The 16687-nt window shown below is 59.9% G+C and carries 27 protein-coding genes; all 27 read left to right on the top strand.

Features of this window, described 5'->3' with window-relative positions:
• Positions 1-27: 27 nt before the first annotated feature.
• Entirely contained in the window at positions 28-2127 is a 2100-nt protein-coding gene (gene fusA / locus QA637_RS04935) for an elongation factor G (protein ID WP_153439689.1), read from the top strand.
• Between the two features lie 70 nt (positions 2128-2197).
• Entirely contained in the window at positions 2198-3373 is a 1176-nt protein-coding gene (gene tuf / locus QA637_RS04940; protein WP_153442062.1) for an elongation factor Tu, read from the top strand.
• 147 nt (positions 3374-3520) lie between these two features.
• Entirely contained in the window at positions 3521-3829 is a 309-nt protein-coding gene (gene rpsJ / locus QA637_RS04945; protein ID WP_003507767.1) for a 30S ribosomal protein S10, read from the top strand.
• Between the two features lie 121 nt (positions 3830-3950).
• Positions 3951-4637, top strand: a complete 687-nt coding sequence (gene rplC, locus QA637_RS04950; protein ID WP_225104840.1) for a 50S ribosomal protein L3 — start codon at positions 3951-3953, stop codon at positions 4635-4637.
• A gap of 12 nt (positions 4638-4649) precedes the next feature.
• On the top strand, positions 4650-5270 hold the full coding sequence (rplD, locus tag QA637_RS04955; protein WP_153442060.1) for a 50S ribosomal protein L4: 621 nt from the start codon (positions 4650-4652) through the stop codon (positions 5268-5270).
• Positions 5267-5560, top strand: a complete 294-nt coding sequence (locus QA637_RS04960) for a 50S ribosomal protein L23 (RefSeq protein ID WP_066875657.1) — start codon at positions 5267-5269, stop codon at positions 5558-5560. Before rplD ends, QA637_RS04960 begins: the two co-directional genes overlap by 4 nt.
• A gap of 43 nt (positions 5561-5603) precedes the next feature.
• A complete protein-coding gene (gene rplB, locus QA637_RS04965; RefSeq protein WP_153442059.1) occupies positions 5604-6440 on the top strand; it encodes a 50S ribosomal protein L2 in 837 nt (278 codons plus the stop codon).
• A gap of 15 nt (positions 6441-6455) precedes the next feature.
• Entirely contained in the window at positions 6456-6734 is a 279-nt protein-coding gene (gene rpsS / locus QA637_RS04970) for a 30S ribosomal protein S19 (RefSeq protein ID WP_184108805.1), read from the top strand.
• Between the two features lie 2 nt (positions 6735-6736).
• Positions 6737-7126 (top strand): 50S ribosomal protein L22, encoded by a 390-nt coding sequence (gene rplV / locus QA637_RS04975; protein ID WP_136504353.1) that lies wholly within the window; start codon positions 6737-6739, stop codon positions 7124-7126.
• The gene (gene rpsC / locus QA637_RS04980; RefSeq protein ID WP_153442058.1) at positions 7126-7839 is read left to right on the top strand and encodes a 30S ribosomal protein S3; all 714 of its coding nucleotides are present in this window, start codon (positions 7126-7128) and stop codon (positions 7837-7839) included. Before rplV ends, rpsC begins: the two co-directional genes overlap by 1 nt.
• Positions 7840-7877: 38 nt before the next feature.
• Complete coding sequence (gene rplP, locus QA637_RS04985) at positions 7878-8291, top strand: 50S ribosomal protein L16 (RefSeq protein ID WP_011975175.1); 414 nt, start codon at positions 7878-7880, stop codon at positions 8289-8291.
• A gap of 12 nt (positions 8292-8303) precedes the next feature.
• Complete coding sequence (rpmC, locus tag QA637_RS04990; protein ID WP_153442057.1) at positions 8304-8504, top strand: 50S ribosomal protein L29; 201 nt, start codon at positions 8304-8306, stop codon at positions 8502-8504.
• A gap of 12 nt (positions 8505-8516) precedes the next feature.
• Positions 8517-8753, top strand: a complete 237-nt coding sequence (rpsQ, locus tag QA637_RS04995) for a 30S ribosomal protein S17 (protein WP_018239490.1) — start codon at positions 8517-8519, stop codon at positions 8751-8753.
• 178 nt (positions 8754-8931) lie between these two features.
• On the top strand, positions 8932-9300 hold the full coding sequence (gene rplN, locus QA637_RS05000; protein WP_012707761.1) for a 50S ribosomal protein L14: 369 nt from the start codon (positions 8932-8934) through the stop codon (positions 9298-9300).
• A gap of 14 nt (positions 9301-9314) precedes the next feature.
• On the top strand, positions 9315-9626 hold the full coding sequence (gene rplX, locus QA637_RS05005) for a 50S ribosomal protein L24 (protein WP_136504356.1): 312 nt from the start codon (positions 9315-9317) through the stop codon (positions 9624-9626).
• Entirely contained in the window at positions 9619-10176 is a 558-nt protein-coding gene (gene rplE / locus QA637_RS05010; protein WP_136504357.1) for a 50S ribosomal protein L5, read from the top strand. Before rplX ends, rplE begins: the two co-directional genes overlap by 8 nt.
• A 34-nt stretch (positions 10177-10210) precedes the next feature.
• Positions 10211-10516, top strand: coding sequence for a 30S ribosomal protein S14 (rpsN, locus tag QA637_RS05015; RefSeq protein WP_153442056.1), 306 nt, complete (start codon positions 10211-10213; stop codon positions 10514-10516).
• Between the two features lie 12 nt (positions 10517-10528).
• Complete coding sequence (gene rpsH / locus QA637_RS05020) at positions 10529-10927, top strand: 30S ribosomal protein S8 (RefSeq protein ID WP_136504358.1); 399 nt, start codon at positions 10529-10531, stop codon at positions 10925-10927.
• Between the two features lie 40 nt (positions 10928-10967).
• Positions 10968-11501 (top strand): 50S ribosomal protein L6, encoded by a 534-nt coding sequence (gene rplF, locus QA637_RS05025; RefSeq protein WP_153442055.1) that lies wholly within the window; start codon positions 10968-10970, stop codon positions 11499-11501.
• A gap of 12 nt (positions 11502-11513) precedes the next feature.
• Positions 11514-11876, top strand: a complete 363-nt coding sequence (gene rplR / locus QA637_RS05030; RefSeq protein ID WP_136504360.1) for a 50S ribosomal protein L18 — start codon at positions 11514-11516, stop codon at positions 11874-11876.
• A gap of 133 nt (positions 11877-12009) precedes the next feature.
• Positions 12010-12579: a 30S ribosomal protein S5 gene (rpsE, locus tag QA637_RS05035; protein WP_153442054.1), complete on the top strand. Its 570-nt coding sequence runs from the start codon at positions 12010-12012 to the stop codon at positions 12577-12579.
• Positions 12580-12591: 12 nt separating this feature from the next.
• A complete protein-coding gene (rpmD, locus tag QA637_RS05040; RefSeq protein ID WP_026617379.1) occupies positions 12592-12795 on the top strand; it encodes a 50S ribosomal protein L30 in 204 nt (67 codons plus the stop codon).
• A gap of 13 nt (positions 12796-12808) precedes the next feature.
• On the top strand, positions 12809-13279 hold the full coding sequence (rplO, locus tag QA637_RS05045; RefSeq protein WP_283064100.1) for a 50S ribosomal protein L15: 471 nt from the start codon (positions 12809-12811) through the stop codon (positions 13277-13279).
• Positions 13280-13513: 234 nt separating this feature from the next.
• Positions 13514-14854, top strand: coding sequence for a preprotein translocase subunit SecY (gene secY, locus QA637_RS05050; protein WP_283064102.1), 1341 nt, complete (start codon positions 13514-13516; stop codon positions 14852-14854).
• Complete coding sequence (locus tag QA637_RS05055; RefSeq protein WP_283064104.1) at positions 14851-15429, top strand: adenylate kinase; 579 nt, start codon at positions 14851-14853, stop codon at positions 15427-15429. The genes secY and QA637_RS05055 overlap by 4 nt, the downstream gene beginning before the upstream one ends.
• Before the next feature lie 233 nt (positions 15430-15662).
• Positions 15663-16031, top strand: a complete 369-nt coding sequence (gene rpsM, locus QA637_RS05060) for a 30S ribosomal protein S13 (protein ID WP_136504365.1) — start codon at positions 15663-15665, stop codon at positions 16029-16031.
• 229 nt (positions 16032-16260) lie between these two features.
• Complete coding sequence (gene rpsK / locus QA637_RS05065) at positions 16261-16650, top strand: 30S ribosomal protein S11 (protein WP_003536496.1); 390 nt, start codon at positions 16261-16263, stop codon at positions 16648-16650.
• The last annotated feature ends 37 nt before the right edge of the window (positions 16651-16687 follow it).

Consider the following 16687-nt stretch of genomic DNA (forward strand, 5'->3'; position numbering starts at 1 on the left):
AGAACAGGTCCTGAAAGGCAGTCTCTCATGGCTCGCGAATATAAAATCGAAGATTACCGAAATTTCGGTATCATGGCGCACATCGACGCCGGCAAGACGACGACGACCGAGCGCATCCTTTACTACACCGGCAAGTCCCACAAGATCGGCGAAGTCCACGACGGCGCCGCAACCATGGACTGGATGGAGCAGGAGCAGGAACGCGGCATCACGATCACGTCCGCTGCCACCACGACCTTCTGGAAGGGGCGCGACGGCAAGATGCGCCGCTTCAACATCATCGACACCCCCGGCCACGTTGACTTCACCATCGAAGTCGAGCGTTCGCTGCGCGTTCTCGACGGCGCCATCGCGCTGCTCGACGCCAACGCCGGTGTTGAGCCGCAGACTGAAACCGTCTGGCGTCAGGCTGAGAAGTATCATGTTCCGCGCATGATCTTCTGCAACAAGATGGACAAGACCGGTGCGGACTTCTACCGCTCCGTCGAGATGATCAAGACCCGTCTCGGCGCAACGGCCGTTGTCATGCAGCTGCCGATCGGCGCTGAAAGCGAATTCAAGGGCGTTGTCGATCTGATCGAGATGAATGCTCTCGTCTGGCGTGATGAATCGCTCGGCGCCCAGTGGGATGTCGTCGAAATTCCGGCCGACATGAAGGAAAAGGCTGAAGAATACCGCGAAAAGCTGATCGAGACCGTGGTCGAGATCGACGAAGCGGCGATGGAAGCCTACCTGGAAGGCAACTACCCGGACAACGACAAGATCCGTGAACTGGTCCGTCGCGGCACGATCGACGTGAAGTTCCACCCGATGTTCTGCGGCACCGCGTTCAAGAACAAGGGCGTTCAGCCTCTGCTCGACGCTGTCGTCGACTACCTGCCGTCCCCGGTCGATATTCCGGCGATCAAGGGCATCGACGTCAAGACCGAGGGTGAAATCACCCGTAAGGCTGACGACAACGAACCGCTCTCGATGCTGGCGTTCAAGATCATGAACGACCCCTTCGTCGGCTCGCTGACCTTCGCGCGCATCTATTCCGGCAAGCTCGAAAAGGGTACGTCGGTCATGAATACGGTCAAGGAAAAGCGCGAGCGCGTCGGCCGCATGCTGCAGATGCACTCGAACTCGCGTGAGGACATCGACGAAGCCTTCGCTGGCGATATCGTTGCTCTCGCGGGCCTCAAGGAAACCACTACGGGCGACACGCTCTGCGATCCCTTGAAGCCGGTTATCCTGGAGCGCATGGAATTCCCCGAGCCGGTCATCCAGATCGCGATCGAGCCGAAGACCAAGGGCGACCAGGAAAAGATGGGCCTCGCGCTCAACCGCCTGGCTGCAGAAGATCCGTCCTTCCGCGTCAAGACCGACGAGGAATCCGGCCAGACGATCATTGCTGGCATGGGCGAACTTCACCTCGACATCATCGTCGACCGCATGCGTCGCGAGTTCAAGGTCGAAGCTTCGGTCGGTGCTCCGCAGGTTGCCTACCGTGAAACCATCACGCGTCAGCACGAAGAAGACTACACGCACAAGAAGCAGTCCGGTGGTACCGGTCAGTTCGCGCGCGTCAAGATCGTCTTCGAACCGAACCCGGAAGGCGAAGATTTCGTGTTCGAATCCAAGATCGTCGGTGGTGCTGTTCCGAAGGAATACATCCCAGGCGTTCAGAAGGGTATCGAAAGCGTTCTGTCCTCTGGTCCGCTCGCTGGCTTCCCGATGCTGGGTGTCAAGGCGACGCTCATCGACGGCGCATTCCACGACGTCGACTCGTCGGTTCTCGCCTTCGAAATCGCTTCGCGTGCCTGCTTCCGTGAAGCGGCGAAGAAGGCCGGTGCTCAGCTCCTCGAGCCGATCATGAAGGTCGAGGTCGTAACGCCGGAAGATTACGTCGGTGACGTGATCGGTGACCTGAACTCTCGCCGTGGCCAGATCCAGGGTCAGGAATCGCGCGGTGTTGCCGTGGTGATCAATGCCCACGTGCCGCTCGCGAACATGTTCAAGTACGTGGACAACCTGCGCTCGATGTCGCAGGGCCGCGCTCAGTACACGATGCTGTTCGATCACTACGCGCCGGTTCCGTCGAACGTCGCGCAGGAAATCCAGGCGAAGTATTCCGGTCAGAAGTGACCGGATAGCCTCGCGCTGAAACAGAATGAAAAGATTTCCCCTCTAGGGGACAGAAAACGGAGAGCCGGAAATGGCAAAGAGCAAATTTGAGCGCAACAAGCCGCACGTTAACATTGGCACGATTGGCCACGTTGACCATGGCAAGACGTCGCTGACGGCAGCGATCACGAAGTACTTCGGCGAGTTCAAGGCGTATGACCAGATCGACGCTGCGCCGGAAGAAAAGGCCCGTGGTATCACCATTTCGACGGCGCACGTCGAATACGAGACGCCGAACCGTCACTATGCGCACGTCGACTGCCCCGGCCACGCCGACTACGTCAAGAACATGATCACCGGCGCGGCGCAGATGGACGGCGCGATCCTGGTTGTTTCGGCGGCCGACGGCCCGATGCCGCAGACCCGCGAGCACATCCTGCTCGCCCGCCAGGTCGGCGTTCCGGCAATCGTCGTGTTCCTGAACAAGGTCGACCAGGTTGACGACGCCGAGCTGCTCGAGCTCGTCGAGCTCGAAGTGCGCGAACTGCTGTCGTCCTACGAATTCCCGGGCGACGACATTCCGATCATCAAGGGTTCGGCGCTCGCCGCGCTTGAAGACAGCGACAAGAAGATCGGCGAAGACGCGATCCGCGAGCTGATGGCAGCGGTTGACGCCTACATCCCGACGCCGGAGCGCCCGATCGACCTGCCGTTCCTGATGCCGATCGAAGACGTATTCTCGATCTCGGGCCGCGGTACGGTTGTGACCGGTCGCGTCGAGCGCGGCATCATCAAGGTTGGTGAGGAAGTCGAGATCGTCGGCATCCGTCCGACGACGAAGACGACCTGCACGGGCGTCGAAATGTTCCGCAAGCTGCTCGACCAGGGCCAGGCCGGCGACAACATCGGTGCGCTGCTGCGCGGTGTCGACCGCAACGGCGTCGAGCGCGGCCAGATCCTGTGCAAGCCGGGTTCGGTGACGCCGCACACGAAGTTCAAGGCGGAAGCCTACATCCTGACGAAGGAAGAAGGTGGCCGTCATACGCCGTTCTTCACCAACTACCGTCCGCAGTTCTACTTCCGCACGACGGACGTGACCGGCATCGTGACGCTGCCGGAAGGCACGGAAATGGTGATGCCGGGCGACAACGTGACGGTTGACGTCGAACTGATCGTGCCGATCGCGATGGAAGAAAAGCTGCGCTTCGCAATCCGCGAAGGCGGCCGCACCGTCGGCGCCGGCATCGTCGCCTCGATCATCAAGTAATAAGAAAACGGCTTTGCCGTTTCGGCAGGGACATGGTCTCCCATGTCCCTGCGATTTTTGAAAGAAGCGGCAGAGCGTAACGAATTCAGAAGTTTAAGTGTGTGCCTTTGAAGAGGCATACCGGAAACACGAGCAAGGACAAGTCGAATGAACGGCCAGAATATCCGCATCCGCCTTAAGGCGTTTGATCACCGGATCCTCGATGCCTCCACGCGCGAAATCGTGTCGACGGCCAAGCGCACCGGTGCCAGTGTGCGCGGTCCCGTGCCGCTTCCGACCCGGATTGAAAAATTCACGGTCAACCGGTCGCCGCACGTCGACAAGAAGAGCCGCGAACAGTTTGAGATGCGCACGCACAAGCGTCTTCTCGATATCGTTGATCCGACCCCTCAGACGGTTGATGCGCTGATGAAGCTCGATCTGGCCGCCGGCGTCGACGTCGAGATCAAGCTCTAAGGTCCGGCGCAAGCCGAAATAACAAGGAAGGTACGTGGAGTTTTCCAACGGCTTCCAGGAACAGGAAACCGGAAGGTGCAAGAGGCACCGGACGGGAACCCTAAACAAGAGGCGTGAACCGATGCGTTCAGGTGTGATTGCACAGAAGGTGGGAATGACCCGCGTCTACAACGACGCCGGCGAGCATATCCCGGTAACAGTATTGCGGCTGGAGAACTGCCAGGTAGTGGCCCACCGCACGGAAGAAAAGAACGGCTATACCGCAGTTCAGCTGGGTGCTGGCCGTTCCAAGGTCAAGAATACGCCGAAGGCCATGCGCGGCCATTTTGCCGCTGCAAACGTCGAGCCGAAGGCGAAGCTCGTCGAGTTCCGCGTTTCCGCGGACAACATGATCGACATCGGCTCCGAGCTGACGGCCAGCCACTTCGTCGCAGGCCAGCTCGTCGACGTCACTGGTACGACGATCGGTAAGGGCTTCGCTGGCGCCATCAAGCGCCACAACTTCGGCGGTCTGCGTGCCACGCACGGCGTTTCCGTATCGCACCGCTCGCATGGTTCTACCGGTTCCAACCAGGATCCGGGCCGTGTTTGGAAGGGCAAGCGCATGGCCGGCCACATGGGCCAGACCCGCGTTACCACCCAGAACCTGGAAGTCGTATCGACGGACGAAGACCGTGGCCTGATCCTGGTCAAGGGCGCAGTCCCCGGCTCCAAGGGTGCCTGGATCGTCGTTCGCGACGCAGTCAAGTCCGGCACCCCGGAAGGCGCTCCGCGCCCGGCCGGCGTGCGCGCCGAAGCATCGAAGTAAGGGAGCCGAATAATGGATCTCACCGTCAAAACCCTCGAGGGCAAGGACGCGGGAAAGGTTTCCCTTTCTGACGCCATTTTCGGCCTCGAACCCCGTGAAGACATCATCGCCCGCGTCGTTCGGTGGCAGCTCGCCAAGAAGCAGCAGGGCACGCACAAGGCCAAGGGCCGCGCTGAAGTCGCCCGCACCGGCGCCAAGATGTACAAGCAGAAGGGTACGGGCCGCGCCCGCCACCACTCCGCTCGTGCTCCGCAGTTCCGCGGCGGTGGCAAGGCCCATGGTCCGGTTGTCCGCAGCCACGCTCATGACCTTCCGAAGAAGGTCCGTGCGCTCGGCCTGCGCCATGCGCTCTCGGCCAAGCTGAAGGCAGAAGAGATCATCGTCGTCGACGATCTCGTTGCCAAGGAAGCAAAGACGAAGGCTCTCGCCGGCGTATTCGCGTCGCTCGGCCTCACCAATGCTCTGATCATCGGCGGTGCCGAAATCGAGAACAACTTCAAGCTCGCAGCCCAGAACATCCCGAATGTGGACGTTCTGCCGGTCCAGGGCATCAACGTTTACGACATTCTGCGCCGCGGCAAGCTCGTGCTTTCCAAGGCTGCCGTAGAAGCTCTGGAGGAGCGGTTCAAATGACGGATCTTCGCCACTATGACGTGATCGTGTCTCCCTCGATCACCGAAAAGTCGACGCTGGTTTCCGAACAGAACCAGGTCGTCTTCAACGTCGCCAAGGGCGCTTCGAAGCCTGAGATCAAGGCTGCTGTCGAAGCCCTGTTCGGCGTCAAGGTCACGGCCGTGAACACGCTCCTCCGCAAGGGTAAGCTGAAGCGTTTCCGCGGTTTTGCCGGGAAGCAGAAGGACGTGAAGAAGGCGATCGTTACGCTCGCCGAAGGTCAGTCCATCGACGTCTCCACCGGTCTCTAACGGATAGGCCCATTAGGGTAAAAACCCAAAAGGGAACAAGAAAATGGCATTGAAAAGTTTCAATCCGACGACCCCGAGCCAGCGTCAGCTGGTCATCGTAGACCGGGCTGGCCTCTACAAGGGCAAGCCGGTCAAGGCGTTGACCGAGGGCCTGTCCTCCAAGGGCGGTCGCAACAACCTAGGCCGCATCACCGTCCGCTTCCAGGGCGGCGGTCACAAGCGGTCTTACCGTCTGGTCGACTTCAAGCGTCGCAAGTTCGACGTTGAAGGCACGGTCGAGCGTCTGGAATACGACCCGAACCGCACCGCCTTCATCGCGCTCGTCAACTATGCCGACGGCGAACAGGCCTACATCCTGGCGCCGCAGCGTCTGGCTGCCGGCGACAAGGTCATCGCCTCCGACAAGGCCGTTGACGTCAAGCCGGGCAACGCGATGCCGCTGCAGTTCATCCCGGTCGGCTCGATCATCCACAATGTAGAGATGAAACCGGGCAAGGGTGGCCAGATCGCTCGCTCCGCCGGCACCTATGCGCAGCTCGTCGGTCGCGACCAGGGCATGGCGATCCTTCGCCTGAACTCGGGCGAACAGCGCCTCGTGCACGGCTCTTGCCTTGCATCGATCGGTGCTGTATCGAACCCCGATCACGGCAACATCAATGATGGTAAGGCTGGTCGTTCGCGTTGGCGCGGTAAGCGTCCGCACGTTCGCGGCGTCGTCATGAACCCGGTTGACCACCCGCACGGCGGTGGTGAAGGCCGCACTTCCGGTGGCCGTCACCCGGTTACCCCGTGGGGCAAGCCGACGAAGGGCAAGCGCACGCGCTCCAACAAGTCGACCGACAAGTTCATCATGCGCTCGCGTCACCAGCGCAAGAAGTAAGAGAGGAAGTCTCAAGTGGCTCGTTCAGTTTGGAAAGGTCCGTTTGTTGACGGCTATCTTCTCAAGAAGGCTGAGAAGGTTCGCGACGGCGGTCGTAACGAAGTGATCAAGATGTGGAGCCGTCGCTCCACGATCCTTCCGCAGTTCGTTGGTCTGACCTTCGGCGTCTACAACGGCAACAAGCATGTTCCCGTCTCCGTGTCCGAAGAAATGGTCGGTCACAAGTTCGGTGAATTCGCTCCGACCCGGACCTACTATGGTCATGGCGCGGACAAGAAGGCGAAGAGGAAGTAACGATGGGCAAGGCAAAAGCCGAACGCCGGCTGAAGGATAATGAGGCGCAGGCCATTGCGCGCACGATCCGCGTCAGCCCCCAGAAGCTCAACCTCGTTGCCGCGATGATCCGCGGCAAGAAGGTCGACCGCGCTCTGGCCGAACTCGAATTCTCGCGCAAGCGCATCGCAGATACGGTCAAGAAGACGCTTGAATCTGCGATCGCCAACGCTGAGAACAACCACGATCTCGACGTTGATTCGCTCATCGTCGCAGAAGCTTACGTTGGCAAGTCGATCGTGATGAAGCGCTTCCACGCTCGTGGTCGCGGCCGTGCATCGCGCGTCGAAAAGCCGTTCTCGCACTTGACGATCGTCGTTCGTGAAGTGGAAGCCAAAGGGGAGGCCGCATAATGGGCCAGAAGATTAATCCGATCGGTTTCCGTCTCGGCATCAACCGGACCTGGGACAGCCGTTGGTTCGCTGACAACGCTGAATACGGCCAGCTTCTTCACGAAGACCTGAAGATCCGCGCATACCTGATGGAAGAACTGAAGGCAGCCGGCATTGCCAAGGTCGTGATCGAGCGCCCGCACAAGAAGTGCCGTGTGACGATCCACTCTGCACGTCCGGGCCTGATCATCGGCAAGAAGGGCGCCGACATCGAAAAGCTGCGTAGGAAGCTTTCCGAGATGACCAACTCCGAAACGCACCTCAACATCGTCGAAGTGCGCAAGCCGGAAGTTGACGCGACCCTCGTTGCCCAGTCGATCGCCCAGCAGCTCGAGCGCCGCGTGGCGTTCCGCCGTGCGATGAAGCGCGCTGTTCAGTCGGCCATGCGTCTTGGCGCCGAAGGCATCAAGATCACCTGCGCCGGCCGCCTCGGCGGTGCCGAAATCGCCCGTACCGAATGGTATCGTGAAGGCCGCGTTCCGCTGCACACGCTGCGCGCCGACATCGACTACGGCACGGCCGAAGCTGAAACCGCTTTCGGTATCTGCGGCATCAAGGTCTGGATCTTCAAGGGTGAAATCCTCGAGCACGATCCGATGGCTTCCGAGCGTCGCGCGACCGAGAGTGACTCCCAGGGCTCTGGCAGCAGAGACCGCCGTCGTGAAAACGCGTAACATTCGCGTTTGGCAGCCAATATCGGAGAAGTAAAAAAATGTTGCAGCCAAAGCGTACGAAGTATCGCAAGCAGTTCAAGGGCCGCATCAAGGGCGTTGCCAAGGGCGGTTCTGATCTCGCCTTCGGCGAATTCGGCCTGAAGGCTCAGGAGCCGAACCGCGTCAATGCCCGTGAGATCGAAGCGGCTCGCCGCGCGATCACCCGCCACATGAAGCGCGCCGGCCGCGTTTGGATCCGCGTGTTCCCGGACGTTCCGGTCACCGCCAAGCCGACCGAAGTCCGCATGGGTAAGGGTAAGGGTTCGGTCGAATACTGGGCATGCAAGGTCAAGCCCGGCCGTATGATGTTCGAGATCGATGGTGTCAGCGAAGAACTCGCCCGTGAGGCACTTCGTCTTGGCGCTGCCAAGCTCTCTGTCAAGACGCGCTTCGTGCAGCGTATCGCAGAGTAAGGAGTGAAGCTCATGAAAGCCGCAGATGTTCGCGCTCTGAGCGCCGATCAACTCAACGAAGAGCTTGCCAAGCTGAAGAAGGAGCAGTTCAACCTGCGCTTCCAGAAGGCGACCGGCCAGCTCGAGAAGTCTTCGCGTATCAACGAAGTCCGCAAGGACATCGCACGCATTAAAACAATTGCCCGCCAGAAGGCGGCAGAAGCCAAGGCCTAAGGACCAGAAAATATGCCGAAACGCATTCTGCAGGGCACCGTCGTCAGCGACAAGAACGACAAGACCGTCGTCGTCAGGGTCGAGCGCCGCTTTGCGCACCCGATCCTCCAGAAGACCGTTCGCCGTTCCAAGAAGTACAAGGCTCACGACGAGAACAACCAGTACAAGGTCGGTGACGTCGTTTCCATCGAGGAATGCGCGCCGATCTCGAAGGACAAGCGCTGGACGGTGGTTTCCGCCCAGGCTTGATTTCTGCAGGTTTTGGCCGCGAGACCCTTGCGTCTCGGGCAAATATCTGTATGAAGCACGCAATTAAAGCTGAGGAACGCTCGAGTCCGGGCGTTCTTTTGCTTTGAGATGAGCACAATAAGCCGGGCGAGGGGGTTTCGACCCAACCGGCCTGGTAACAACAAGAAGGCGACCTGACATGATTCAGATGCAAACAAACCTCGACGTGGCGGATAATTCCGGCGCACGTCGTGTCATGTGCATCAAGGTGCTGGGCGGCTCCAAGCGCAAGTATGCGTCGATTGGCGACATCATTGTCGTTTCGATCAAGGAAGCCATTCCGCGCGGCCGCGTGAAGAAGGGTGACGTCATGAAGGCTGTTGTCGTTCGCACGGCGAAGGACATCCGCCGTCCGGATGGCAGCGTCATCCGTTTCGACACCAACGCAGCCGTTCTTATCGATAACAAGAAAGAGCCGATCGGCACCCGTATCTTCGGACCGGTTCCGCGCGAACTCCGCGCCAAGAACCACATGAAGATCATCTCGCTGGCTCCGGAAGTACTCTAAGGGAGCGTTGAGAGATGCAAAAGATTCGCAAAGGCGACAAGGTTGTCGTTCTCACCGGTAAGGACAAGGGCCGAACCGGCGAAGTAATCCAGGTCATGCCGAAGGAAGACCGGGCTGTCGTGCGTGGCGTCAACATGGTGAAGCGTCACCAGCGCCAGACCCAGAGCCAGGAAGCGGGCATCATCAACAAGGAAGCCCCGATCCATCTTTCGAACATCGCGGTCGCCGATCCCAAGGACGGCAAGCCGACCCGCGTCGGCTTCAAGATCGAAGGTGACAAGAAGGTCCGCGTGGCCAAGCGTTCGGGAGTAGTGATCGATGGCTAAGACCGCTTATGAGCCGCGGCTCAAGAAGGAATACGTAGAGCGCATCCGCAAGGCGATGCAGGAGAAGTTCTCCTACGCCAACGAAATGCAGATCCCGCGCCTCGACAAGATCGTCATCAACATGGGTGTTGGCGAAGCAACCGGCGACTCCAAGAAGCCGACCGTTGCTGCTGCCGACCTCGCTGCGATTGCTGGCCAGAAGCCGGTGATCACCCGCGCTCGCAACTCCATCGCTGGCTTCAAGGTCCGCGAAGGCATGCCGATTGGCGCCAAGGTTACCCTGCGCGGCGTTCGGATGTACGAGTTCCTGGATCGTCTCGTGAACATCGCCCTTCCGCGTGTTCGCGACTTCCGTGGCCTCAATCCGAAGTCCTTCGATGGTCGTGGCAACTTCGCCATGGGCATCAAGGAGCACATTGTGTTCCCTGAGATCAACTACGACAAGGTTGATCAGATGTGGGGCATGGACATCATCGTTTGCACGACGGCAACTAACGACGACGAAGCTCGCGCTCTGCTCACAGAGTTCAACTTCCCGTTCCGTCAGTAATCCGTAACGACAAGCGTAAAGAAGGATAACTGTTATGGCGAAAACGAGCGCAGTTGAAAAGAACAAGCGCCGCCGCAAACTGGTTGCCGGGCAAGCGTCCAAGCGCGCTGCATTGAAGGCAATCATCATGAACCAGTCTCTGCCGATCGAAGAGCGGTTCAAGGCAACCCTCAAGCTGGCAGAACTGCCGCGTGATGGCTCCAAGACCCGCATCCGCAATCGTTGCGAAGTGACGGGCCGCCCGCGTGCCTACTATCGCAAACTTCGTATGTCGCGTATTGCGCTTCGCGAACTGGGCAACCTCGGCAAGGTGCCGGGCGTGGTCAAGTCGAGCTGGTAAGGAGACGGGCACATGGCAATGACTGATCCCTTGGGCGATATGCTCACCCGTATCCGCAACGGCGCTGCGCGCCGCAAGTCCAGCGTTTCGACGCCGGCCTCCAAGCTCCGCGCACGCGTTCTGGATGTCCTTCAGGCCGAAGGCTACATCCGCGGATACTCCGAAGTCGAATTCGGCAACGGCAAGTCCGAGCTGAACATCGAACTGAAATACTACGAAGGCTCGTCCGTGATCCGCGAGATCGCACGCGTCTCCAAGCCGGGCCGCCGGGTCTATGTCTCGGTCAAGTCCATTCCGCAGGTCGCGAACGGCCTCGGCATCACCATCCTTTCGACCCCGAAGGGCGTGATGGCCGATCATCAGGCACGCGAACAGAATGTTGGTGGCGAGGTTCTTTGCTCGGTCTTCTAAGGCCGGGCAGGATCTCCATAGCGAACAGACAGGTAAAAAAATGTCTCGTATCGGTAAGAAACCCGTTCAAGTTCCGGCAGGCGTCACGGCTAGCGTTGATGGCCAGAAGGTAACGGCGAAGGGTCCGAAGGGCGAGCTGTTCTTCGTCGCAAACGACGAAGTATCGGTGAAGCTCGAAAACAACACGGTTGTCGTTCAGCCGCTCAATGAGAGCAAGGATGCTCGTTCGAAGTGGGGCATGTCCCGCACGATGATCGAGAACATCTTCAAGGGCGTGAAGGACGGCTACGAGCGCAAGCTCGAGATCAACGGCGTCGGTTACCGCGCATCGATGCAGGGCAAGAACCTGCAGCTGGCGCTCGGCTTCAGCCACGACGTGGTCTATCAGACTCCGGAAGGCATCACGATCGCTGTGCCAAAGCCGACGGAAATCGTCGTCACCGGCATCAACAAGCAGCAGGTCGGCCAGGTTGCCGCGGAAATCCGCGAATACCGCGGCCCCGAGCCCTACAAGGGCAAGGGCGTCAAGTATGCCGAAGAGCGGATTGTCCGCAAAGAAGGCAAGAAGAAGTAAGGATCACGCGAAATGGCTAGCAGGAAAGATACTCTTGTGCGTCGCGCCAGCCGCGTGCGCCGTCAAATCAAGGCGGTCGCCAATGGCCGCCCGCGCCTGTCGGTTCATCGCTCGTCGAAGAACATCTATGCGCAGATCATCGATGACGTTGCCGGCAAGACGCTTGCCTCCGCATCGACCCTCGACACGGATCTGCGGTCTTCGCTGAAGACCGGTGCTGATACCGCGGCCGCTACGGCTGTCGGCAAGCTCCTTGCAGAGCGCGCTTCCAAGGCGGGCGTCAAGGACGTTGTCTTTGATCGTGGCGCCTTCATCTACCACGGCCGCATCAAGGCGCTGGCCGAGGCAGCTCGCGAAGGCGGCCTGAACTTCTAAGGTTCACCGCCCGAGCCGCAACGCTCGGGCGGCATCCGGCTTCGTAATACCCCGGCCGCTTCGATTTCGAAGGAAGTGAAGCGGCCTTCGTCAATCTGCCGATTGCACCCGGAAAAGAAAAAGGAAGAGGACAATGGCACAAGAAAAAAGAGGCTCTCGCGAAGATCGCCAGAGCCGCGAAGAGCGCGACAGCGAATTTGTCGATAAGCTCGTCGCGATCAACCGCGTCGCCAAGGTGGTGAAGGGCGGTCGTCGTTTCGGTTTCGCAGCTCTCGTCGTCGTCGGCGACCAGAAGGGCCGCGTTGGCTTCGGTCATGGCAAGGCGCGCGAAGTGCCGGAAGCCATCCGCAAGGCAACGGAAGCCGCCAAGCGCGACCTGATCTTCGTCCCGCTGCGTGGTGGCCGCACATTGCATCACGACGTCCATGGCCGTCACGGCGCCGGCAAGGTGCTGCTGCGTTCGGCCAAGGCCGGTACCGGTATCATCGCTGGTGGTCCGATGCGCGCCGTCTTTGAAACGCTCGGCGTTCACGACGTTGTCGCCAAGTCGACCGGCTCGTCGAACCCTTACAACATGGTTCGCGCGACGTTCGACGCGCTCAAGAACCAGATGCACCCGAAGGACATCGCGGCACAGCGCGGCATGAAGTACGCCACGCTCCAGGCCCGCCGCGTTTCCGCCGGCGTTGCTTCCGAAGAATAAGGGAGCTGACTGATGGCTAAGAAAGAAGTTGCCAAGAAGACGGTTACCGTCGAGCAGATCGGTAGCCCCATTCGCCGTCCGGCCGTGCAGCGTCAGACGCTCATCGGCCTGGGCCTCAACAAGATGCACCGGGTTCGCACGCTGGAAGACACTCCGGCCGTTCGCGGCATGATCCGGGCCGTCCAGCACCTCGTTCGCGTCGTCGACGAGAAGTGAGGGGGATCCAGAAATGAAACTGAATGAAATCAAGGACAACGAAGGCTCGACCAAGAACCGCAAGCGTCTTGGCCGTGGTATCGGATCCGGCTCCGGCAAGACCGCCGGCCGCGGTGTAAAGGGTCAGAAGGCTCGTTCGGGCGTTGCCATCAATGGCTTCGAAGGCGGTCAGATGCCCATCTACCGTCGCCTGCCGAAGCGCGGCTTCAACAACATCTTCGCTTCGGAGTTCGTTGTCGTGTCGCTCGGCCGGATCCAGGCTGCCGTCGATGCCAAGAAGCTCGACGCGTCGAAGACGGTCGATGCCGCTGCTCTCAAGGCTGCCGGCGTTATCCGCCGCGAGAAGGACGGTGTTCGCGTTCTCGCTGACGGCGAACTGAAGGCGAAAGTCTCGCTCGAAGTTGCCGGCGCGTCCAAGTCGGCGATCGAGAAGATCGAAAAGGCCGGCGGTTCGGTCAAGCTGCTTGCAGCAGCCGCAGAATAATGTGACTGATGAACCGCCCGGGGTGCTTCACTCCGGGCGGTTTTGCTCCCATATGTGAGCCTCACGTTCGAGGCGGCGAATCACTCGCTGTATCGGACATAACGGAAACCACGGTGAGGCATCCGATTGCAGCGACAATCGCCTCGCGTCCGGTTTTCAAGAACGAAGACTTTCTCTTTCCGGAACTGACCGGGTTTTCCCGCTGATTCCGAAATTTGGTACGCGGAGAATCGCATGGCTTCTGCAGCGGAACAGCTTGCCTCGAACCTGAATTTTTCAACTTTCGCCAAGGCGGAGGATCTGAAAAAGCGTCTTTGGTTCACCCTTGGCGCGCTTCTGGTTTATCGCCTCGGCACCTATATCCCGCTGCCCGGCCTCAATCCGGATGCGTTTGCGCAGGCCTTCCAGGGCCAGAGCGGGGGCATTCTTGGCCTCTTCAACATGTTCTCGGGCGGCGCGGTTGAGCGCATGGCGATCTTCGCGCTCGGCATCATGCCCTATATTTCCGCTTCGATTATCGTGCAGCTCATGACCTCGGTCGTGCCGGCGCTCGAACAGTTGAAGAAAGAAGGCGAGCAGGGCCGCAAGATCATCAACCAGTATACCCGCTATGGCACGGTGCTCCTCGGCGCAATGCAGGCCTACGGCATTTCCATCGGGCTGGAGAGCGGCAACGGTCTGGTCATCGATCCGGGCTGGTTCTTCCGCATTTCGACGGTAATTTCTCTTCTCGGCGGCACGATGTTCCTGATGTGGCTGGGCGAGCAGATCACCTCGCGCGGCATCGGTAACGGCATTTCGCTGATCATTTTCGCGGGCATCGTCGCGCACCTGCCGACCGCGCTCGCCGGAACGCTCGAACTCGGCCGCACCGGGGCGCTCTCGACGCCGCTCATTCTCGCCATCATCATCATGGTCGTGGCAGTGATCGCGCTGATCGTTTTTGTCGAGCGTGCACAGCGCAGACTGCTGATCCAGTATCCGAAGCGCCAGGTTGGCAACCGGATGTTCCAGGGCGATACGTCGCACCTGCCGCTGAAGCTCAACACCTCGGGCGTCATTCCGGCGATTTTCGCGTCGTCGCTGCTGCTCTTGCCGGCGACTCTGGCTGGCTTCGCCAACACTGCGACGCTGCCGGGCTGGGCAATGGCGATCGTCAGCGCGCTCGGTCATGGCCAGCCGCTCTATATGCTGTTCTACGGCGGCATGATTGCTTTCTTCGCGTTCTTCTACACCGCGATCGTGTTCAATCCGAAAGACACCGCGGACAATCTGAAGAAGCACGGTGGCTTTATCCCGGGCATTCGCCCGGGCGAACGGACGGCCGAATACATCGACTTCGTGTTGACGCGCATCACCGTGATCGGCGCGATCTACCTGATCTTCGTATGCATCCTGCCTGAAATCCTCATCTCGCAGACCGGCGTGCCGTTCTACCTTGGTGGTACGTCGCTTTTGATTGTTGTCAGCGTCACCCTTGATACGGTAGCACAGATCCAGGGTCACCTCATTGCTCAGCAGTATGAGGGGCTGATCAAGAAGTCGAAGCTGCGCGGAGGAAAGAGGGGACGATGAGACTGATTTTTTTAGGCCCGCCGGGCGCTGGCAAGGGTACACAGGCCAAGCTTCTGACGGAGAGATACGGCATTCCGCAGCTTTCCACAGGCGACATGCTGCGCGCGGCCGTGGCTCAGGCGACCGAAGTGGGCAAGCGGGCAAAGGCCGTCATGGACGCCGGCCAGCTCGTTTCCGACGAGATCGTCAATGAAATCGTCTCTGACCGCATCGACGCGCCGGACTGCGCCAAGGGGTTTATCCTCGACGGTTATCCGCGCACCGTCCCGCAAGCCAAGGCGCTCGACCGGATGCTCGAAAGCAAGGGGTTGAAGCTCGATGCCGTCATCGAGCTGAAAGTCGACGAGGCAGCTCTTGTACGGCGGATGGAGAATCGCGTAGCGGAAACCGTCGCGGCCGGCGGCACCGTTCGCTCCGACGACAATCCAGAAGCCTTCAAGCGTCGCTTGACGGAATATCGCGAGAAGACGAAGCCGTTGTCGGAATACTATGCCGGCACCGGTCAATTGAAGACTGTGGACGGCATGGCGGACGTGAATACGGTCACCGCCGAAATCGAGAAGATTCTGGCTTAGACATTCGTCTTTGCCAAAATGGAACCGCCGGGGGAGTTGACTTTTCCGGCCGATTCCTCCAAAGACAGCGTCAACTCGCGACATGAGAAGCGATCGGCGCGGTCTTCAAAGTAACGAAGTCCGGGTGCGGTCGTTTTTGACGTGTCTCGAACCTCAATTAACGTGCGGCTCTTCGAGGTCGCGTAACGAAGCACCTATTGCCGGATGGCAACTGGAACGCAAGGAGAATAGACGTGGCACGTATCGCTGGCGTCAACATCCCGACGGCAAAGCGCGTCGTCATCGCGCTGACCTACATTCACGGGATCGGCCCGAAATTCGCGCAGGAAATCATCGAGAAGGTCGGCATCCCGTCCGACCGTCGCGTACACCAGCTTACGGACGCTGAAGTTCTTCAGATCCGCGAGACGATCGACCGCGATTACCAGGTCGAAGGTGATCTGCGTCGCGAAACCGCGATGAACATCAAGCGCCTGATGGACCTCGGCTGCTACCGTGGTCTTCGCCATCGTCGCGGCCTGCCGGTGCGCGGTCAACGCACGCACACCAATGCCCGCACCCGCAAGGGTCCGGCCAAGGCGATCGCCGGCAAGAAGAAGTAATTTCCCGAAAGGGGAAATCGGGAGGCTGGCGTCGTGCGCCGGCCTCCTTTTGCAGTTTGGGAAGGCGGTGTCGCCTGACCGTCGCGGACCGGGATCGGTTCAGCGAATATCCGTCGGGCCGGCGTGCTGGCTCGGCAAGAAGTGAAGATTCAGGGCAGGGGACGAACAATCCTTTTCCCGGTGGAGCCGCTGGAATTACGGCGGTGCAGAGATCTAAGAAAGGGATCCAATGGCCAAGGAAGCCACCCGCGTTCGCCGCCGCGAGCGCAAGAACATCACGTCTGGCGTTGCACACGTCAATTCGTCGTTCAACAACACGATGATCACCATCACCGACGCGCAGGGCAATGCAATCGCCTGGTCGTCCGCCGGTGCAAAGGGTTTCAAGGGTTCGCGTAAGTCGACCCCGTTTGCCGCTCAGATCGCCGCTGAAGACTGCGCCAAGAAGGCTCAGGAACACGGCATGAAGTCGCTGGAAGTGGAAGTTTGCGGTCCGGGTTCGGGTCGTGAATCTGCACTTCGCGCTCTGCAGGCTGCGGGCTTCATGATCACCTCGATCCGCGATGTGACCCCGATCCCGCACAACGGCTGCCGCCCGCGCAAAAAGCGCCGCGTCTGATCATTTGCATTCAACATCCCGGTGAGGGCGTCCAGGC

It is taken from the genome of Sinorhizobium terangae, assembly GCF_029714365.1.
Lineage (GTDB): Bacteria > Pseudomonadota > Alphaproteobacteria > Rhizobiales > Rhizobiaceae > Sinorhizobium > Sinorhizobium terangae.

Bases quoted from the DNA above. Each gene is read 5' to 3' on its own strand.
- rplN (WP_012707761.1), top strand. From the start codon at position 8,932: ATGATTCAGATGCAAACAAACCTCGACGTGGCGGATAATTCCGGCGCA.
- rplV (WP_136504353.1), top strand. From the start codon at position 6,737: ATGGGCAAGGCAAAAGCCGAACGCCGGCTGAAGGATAATGAGGCGCAG.
- rpsQ (WP_018239490.1), top strand. From the start codon at position 8,517: ATGCCGAAACGCATTCTGCAGGGCACCGTCGTCAGCGACAAGAACGAC.
- rpsC (WP_153442058.1), top strand. From the start codon at position 7,126: ATGGGCCAGAAGATTAATCCGATCGGTTTCCGTCTCGGCATCAACCGG.
- rplC (WP_225104840.1), top strand. From the start codon at position 3,951: ATGCGTTCAGGTGTGATTGCACAGAAGGTGGGAATGACCCGCGTCTAC.
- rplF (WP_153442055.1), top strand. From the start codon at position 10,968: ATGTCTCGTATCGGTAAGAAACCCGTTCAAGTTCCGGCAGGCGTCACG.
- rpmC (WP_153442057.1), top strand. From the start codon at position 8,304: ATGAAAGCCGCAGATGTTCGCGCTCTGAGCGCCGATCAACTCAACGAA.
- rplO (WP_283064100.1), top strand. From the start codon at position 12,809: ATGAAACTGAATGAAATCAAGGACAACGAAGGCTCGACCAAGAACCGC.
- rplE (WP_136504357.1), top strand. From the start codon at position 9,619: ATGGCTAAGACCGCTTATGAGCCGCGGCTCAAGAAGGAATACGTAGAG.
- rplD (WP_153442060.1), top strand. From the start codon at position 4,650: ATGGATCTCACCGTCAAAACCCTCGAGGGCAAGGACGCGGGAAAGGTT.
- QA637_RS04960 (WP_066875657.1), top strand. From the start codon at position 5,267: ATGACGGATCTTCGCCACTATGACGTGATCGTGTCTCCCTCGATCACC.
- secY (WP_283064102.1), top strand. From the start codon at position 13,514: ATGGCTTCTGCAGCGGAACAGCTTGCCTCGAACCTGAATTTTTCAACT.
- rpsH (WP_136504358.1), top strand. From the start codon at position 10,529: ATGGCAATGACTGATCCCTTGGGCGATATGCTCACCCGTATCCGCAAC.
- rplP (WP_011975175.1), top strand. From the start codon at position 7,878: ATGTTGCAGCCAAAGCGTACGAAGTATCGCAAGCAGTTCAAGGGCCGC.
- fusA (WP_153439689.1), top strand. From the start codon at position 28: ATGGCTCGCGAATATAAAATCGAAGATTACCGAAATTTCGGTATCATG.
- rplR (WP_136504360.1), top strand. From the start codon at position 11,514: ATGGCTAGCAGGAAAGATACTCTTGTGCGTCGCGCCAGCCGCGTGCGC.
- rpsJ (WP_003507767.1), top strand. From the start codon at position 3,521: ATGAACGGCCAGAATATCCGCATCCGCCTTAAGGCGTTTGATCACCGG.
- rpmD (WP_026617379.1), top strand. From the start codon at position 12,592: ATGGCTAAGAAAGAAGTTGCCAAGAAGACGGTTACCGTCGAGCAGATC.
- rpsN (WP_153442056.1), top strand. From the start codon at position 10,211: ATGGCGAAAACGAGCGCAGTTGAAAAGAACAAGCGCCGCCGCAAACTG.
- rplB (WP_153442059.1), top strand. From the start codon at position 5,604: ATGGCATTGAAAAGTTTCAATCCGACGACCCCGAGCCAGCGTCAGCTG.
- rpsK (WP_003536496.1), top strand. From the start codon at position 16,261: ATGGCCAAGGAAGCCACCCGCGTTCGCCGCCGCGAGCGCAAGAACATC.
- rpsE (WP_153442054.1), top strand. From the start codon at position 12,010: ATGGCACAAGAAAAAAGAGGCTCTCGCGAAGATCGCCAGAGCCGCGAA.
- QA637_RS05055 (WP_283064104.1), top strand. From the start codon at position 14,851: ATGAGACTGATTTTTTTAGGCCCGCCGGGCGCTGGCAAGGGTACACAG.
- tuf (WP_153442062.1), top strand. From the start codon at position 2,198: ATGGCAAAGAGCAAATTTGAGCGCAACAAGCCGCACGTTAACATTGGC.
- rplX (WP_136504356.1), top strand. From the start codon at position 9,315: ATGCAAAAGATTCGCAAAGGCGACAAGGTTGTCGTTCTCACCGGTAAG.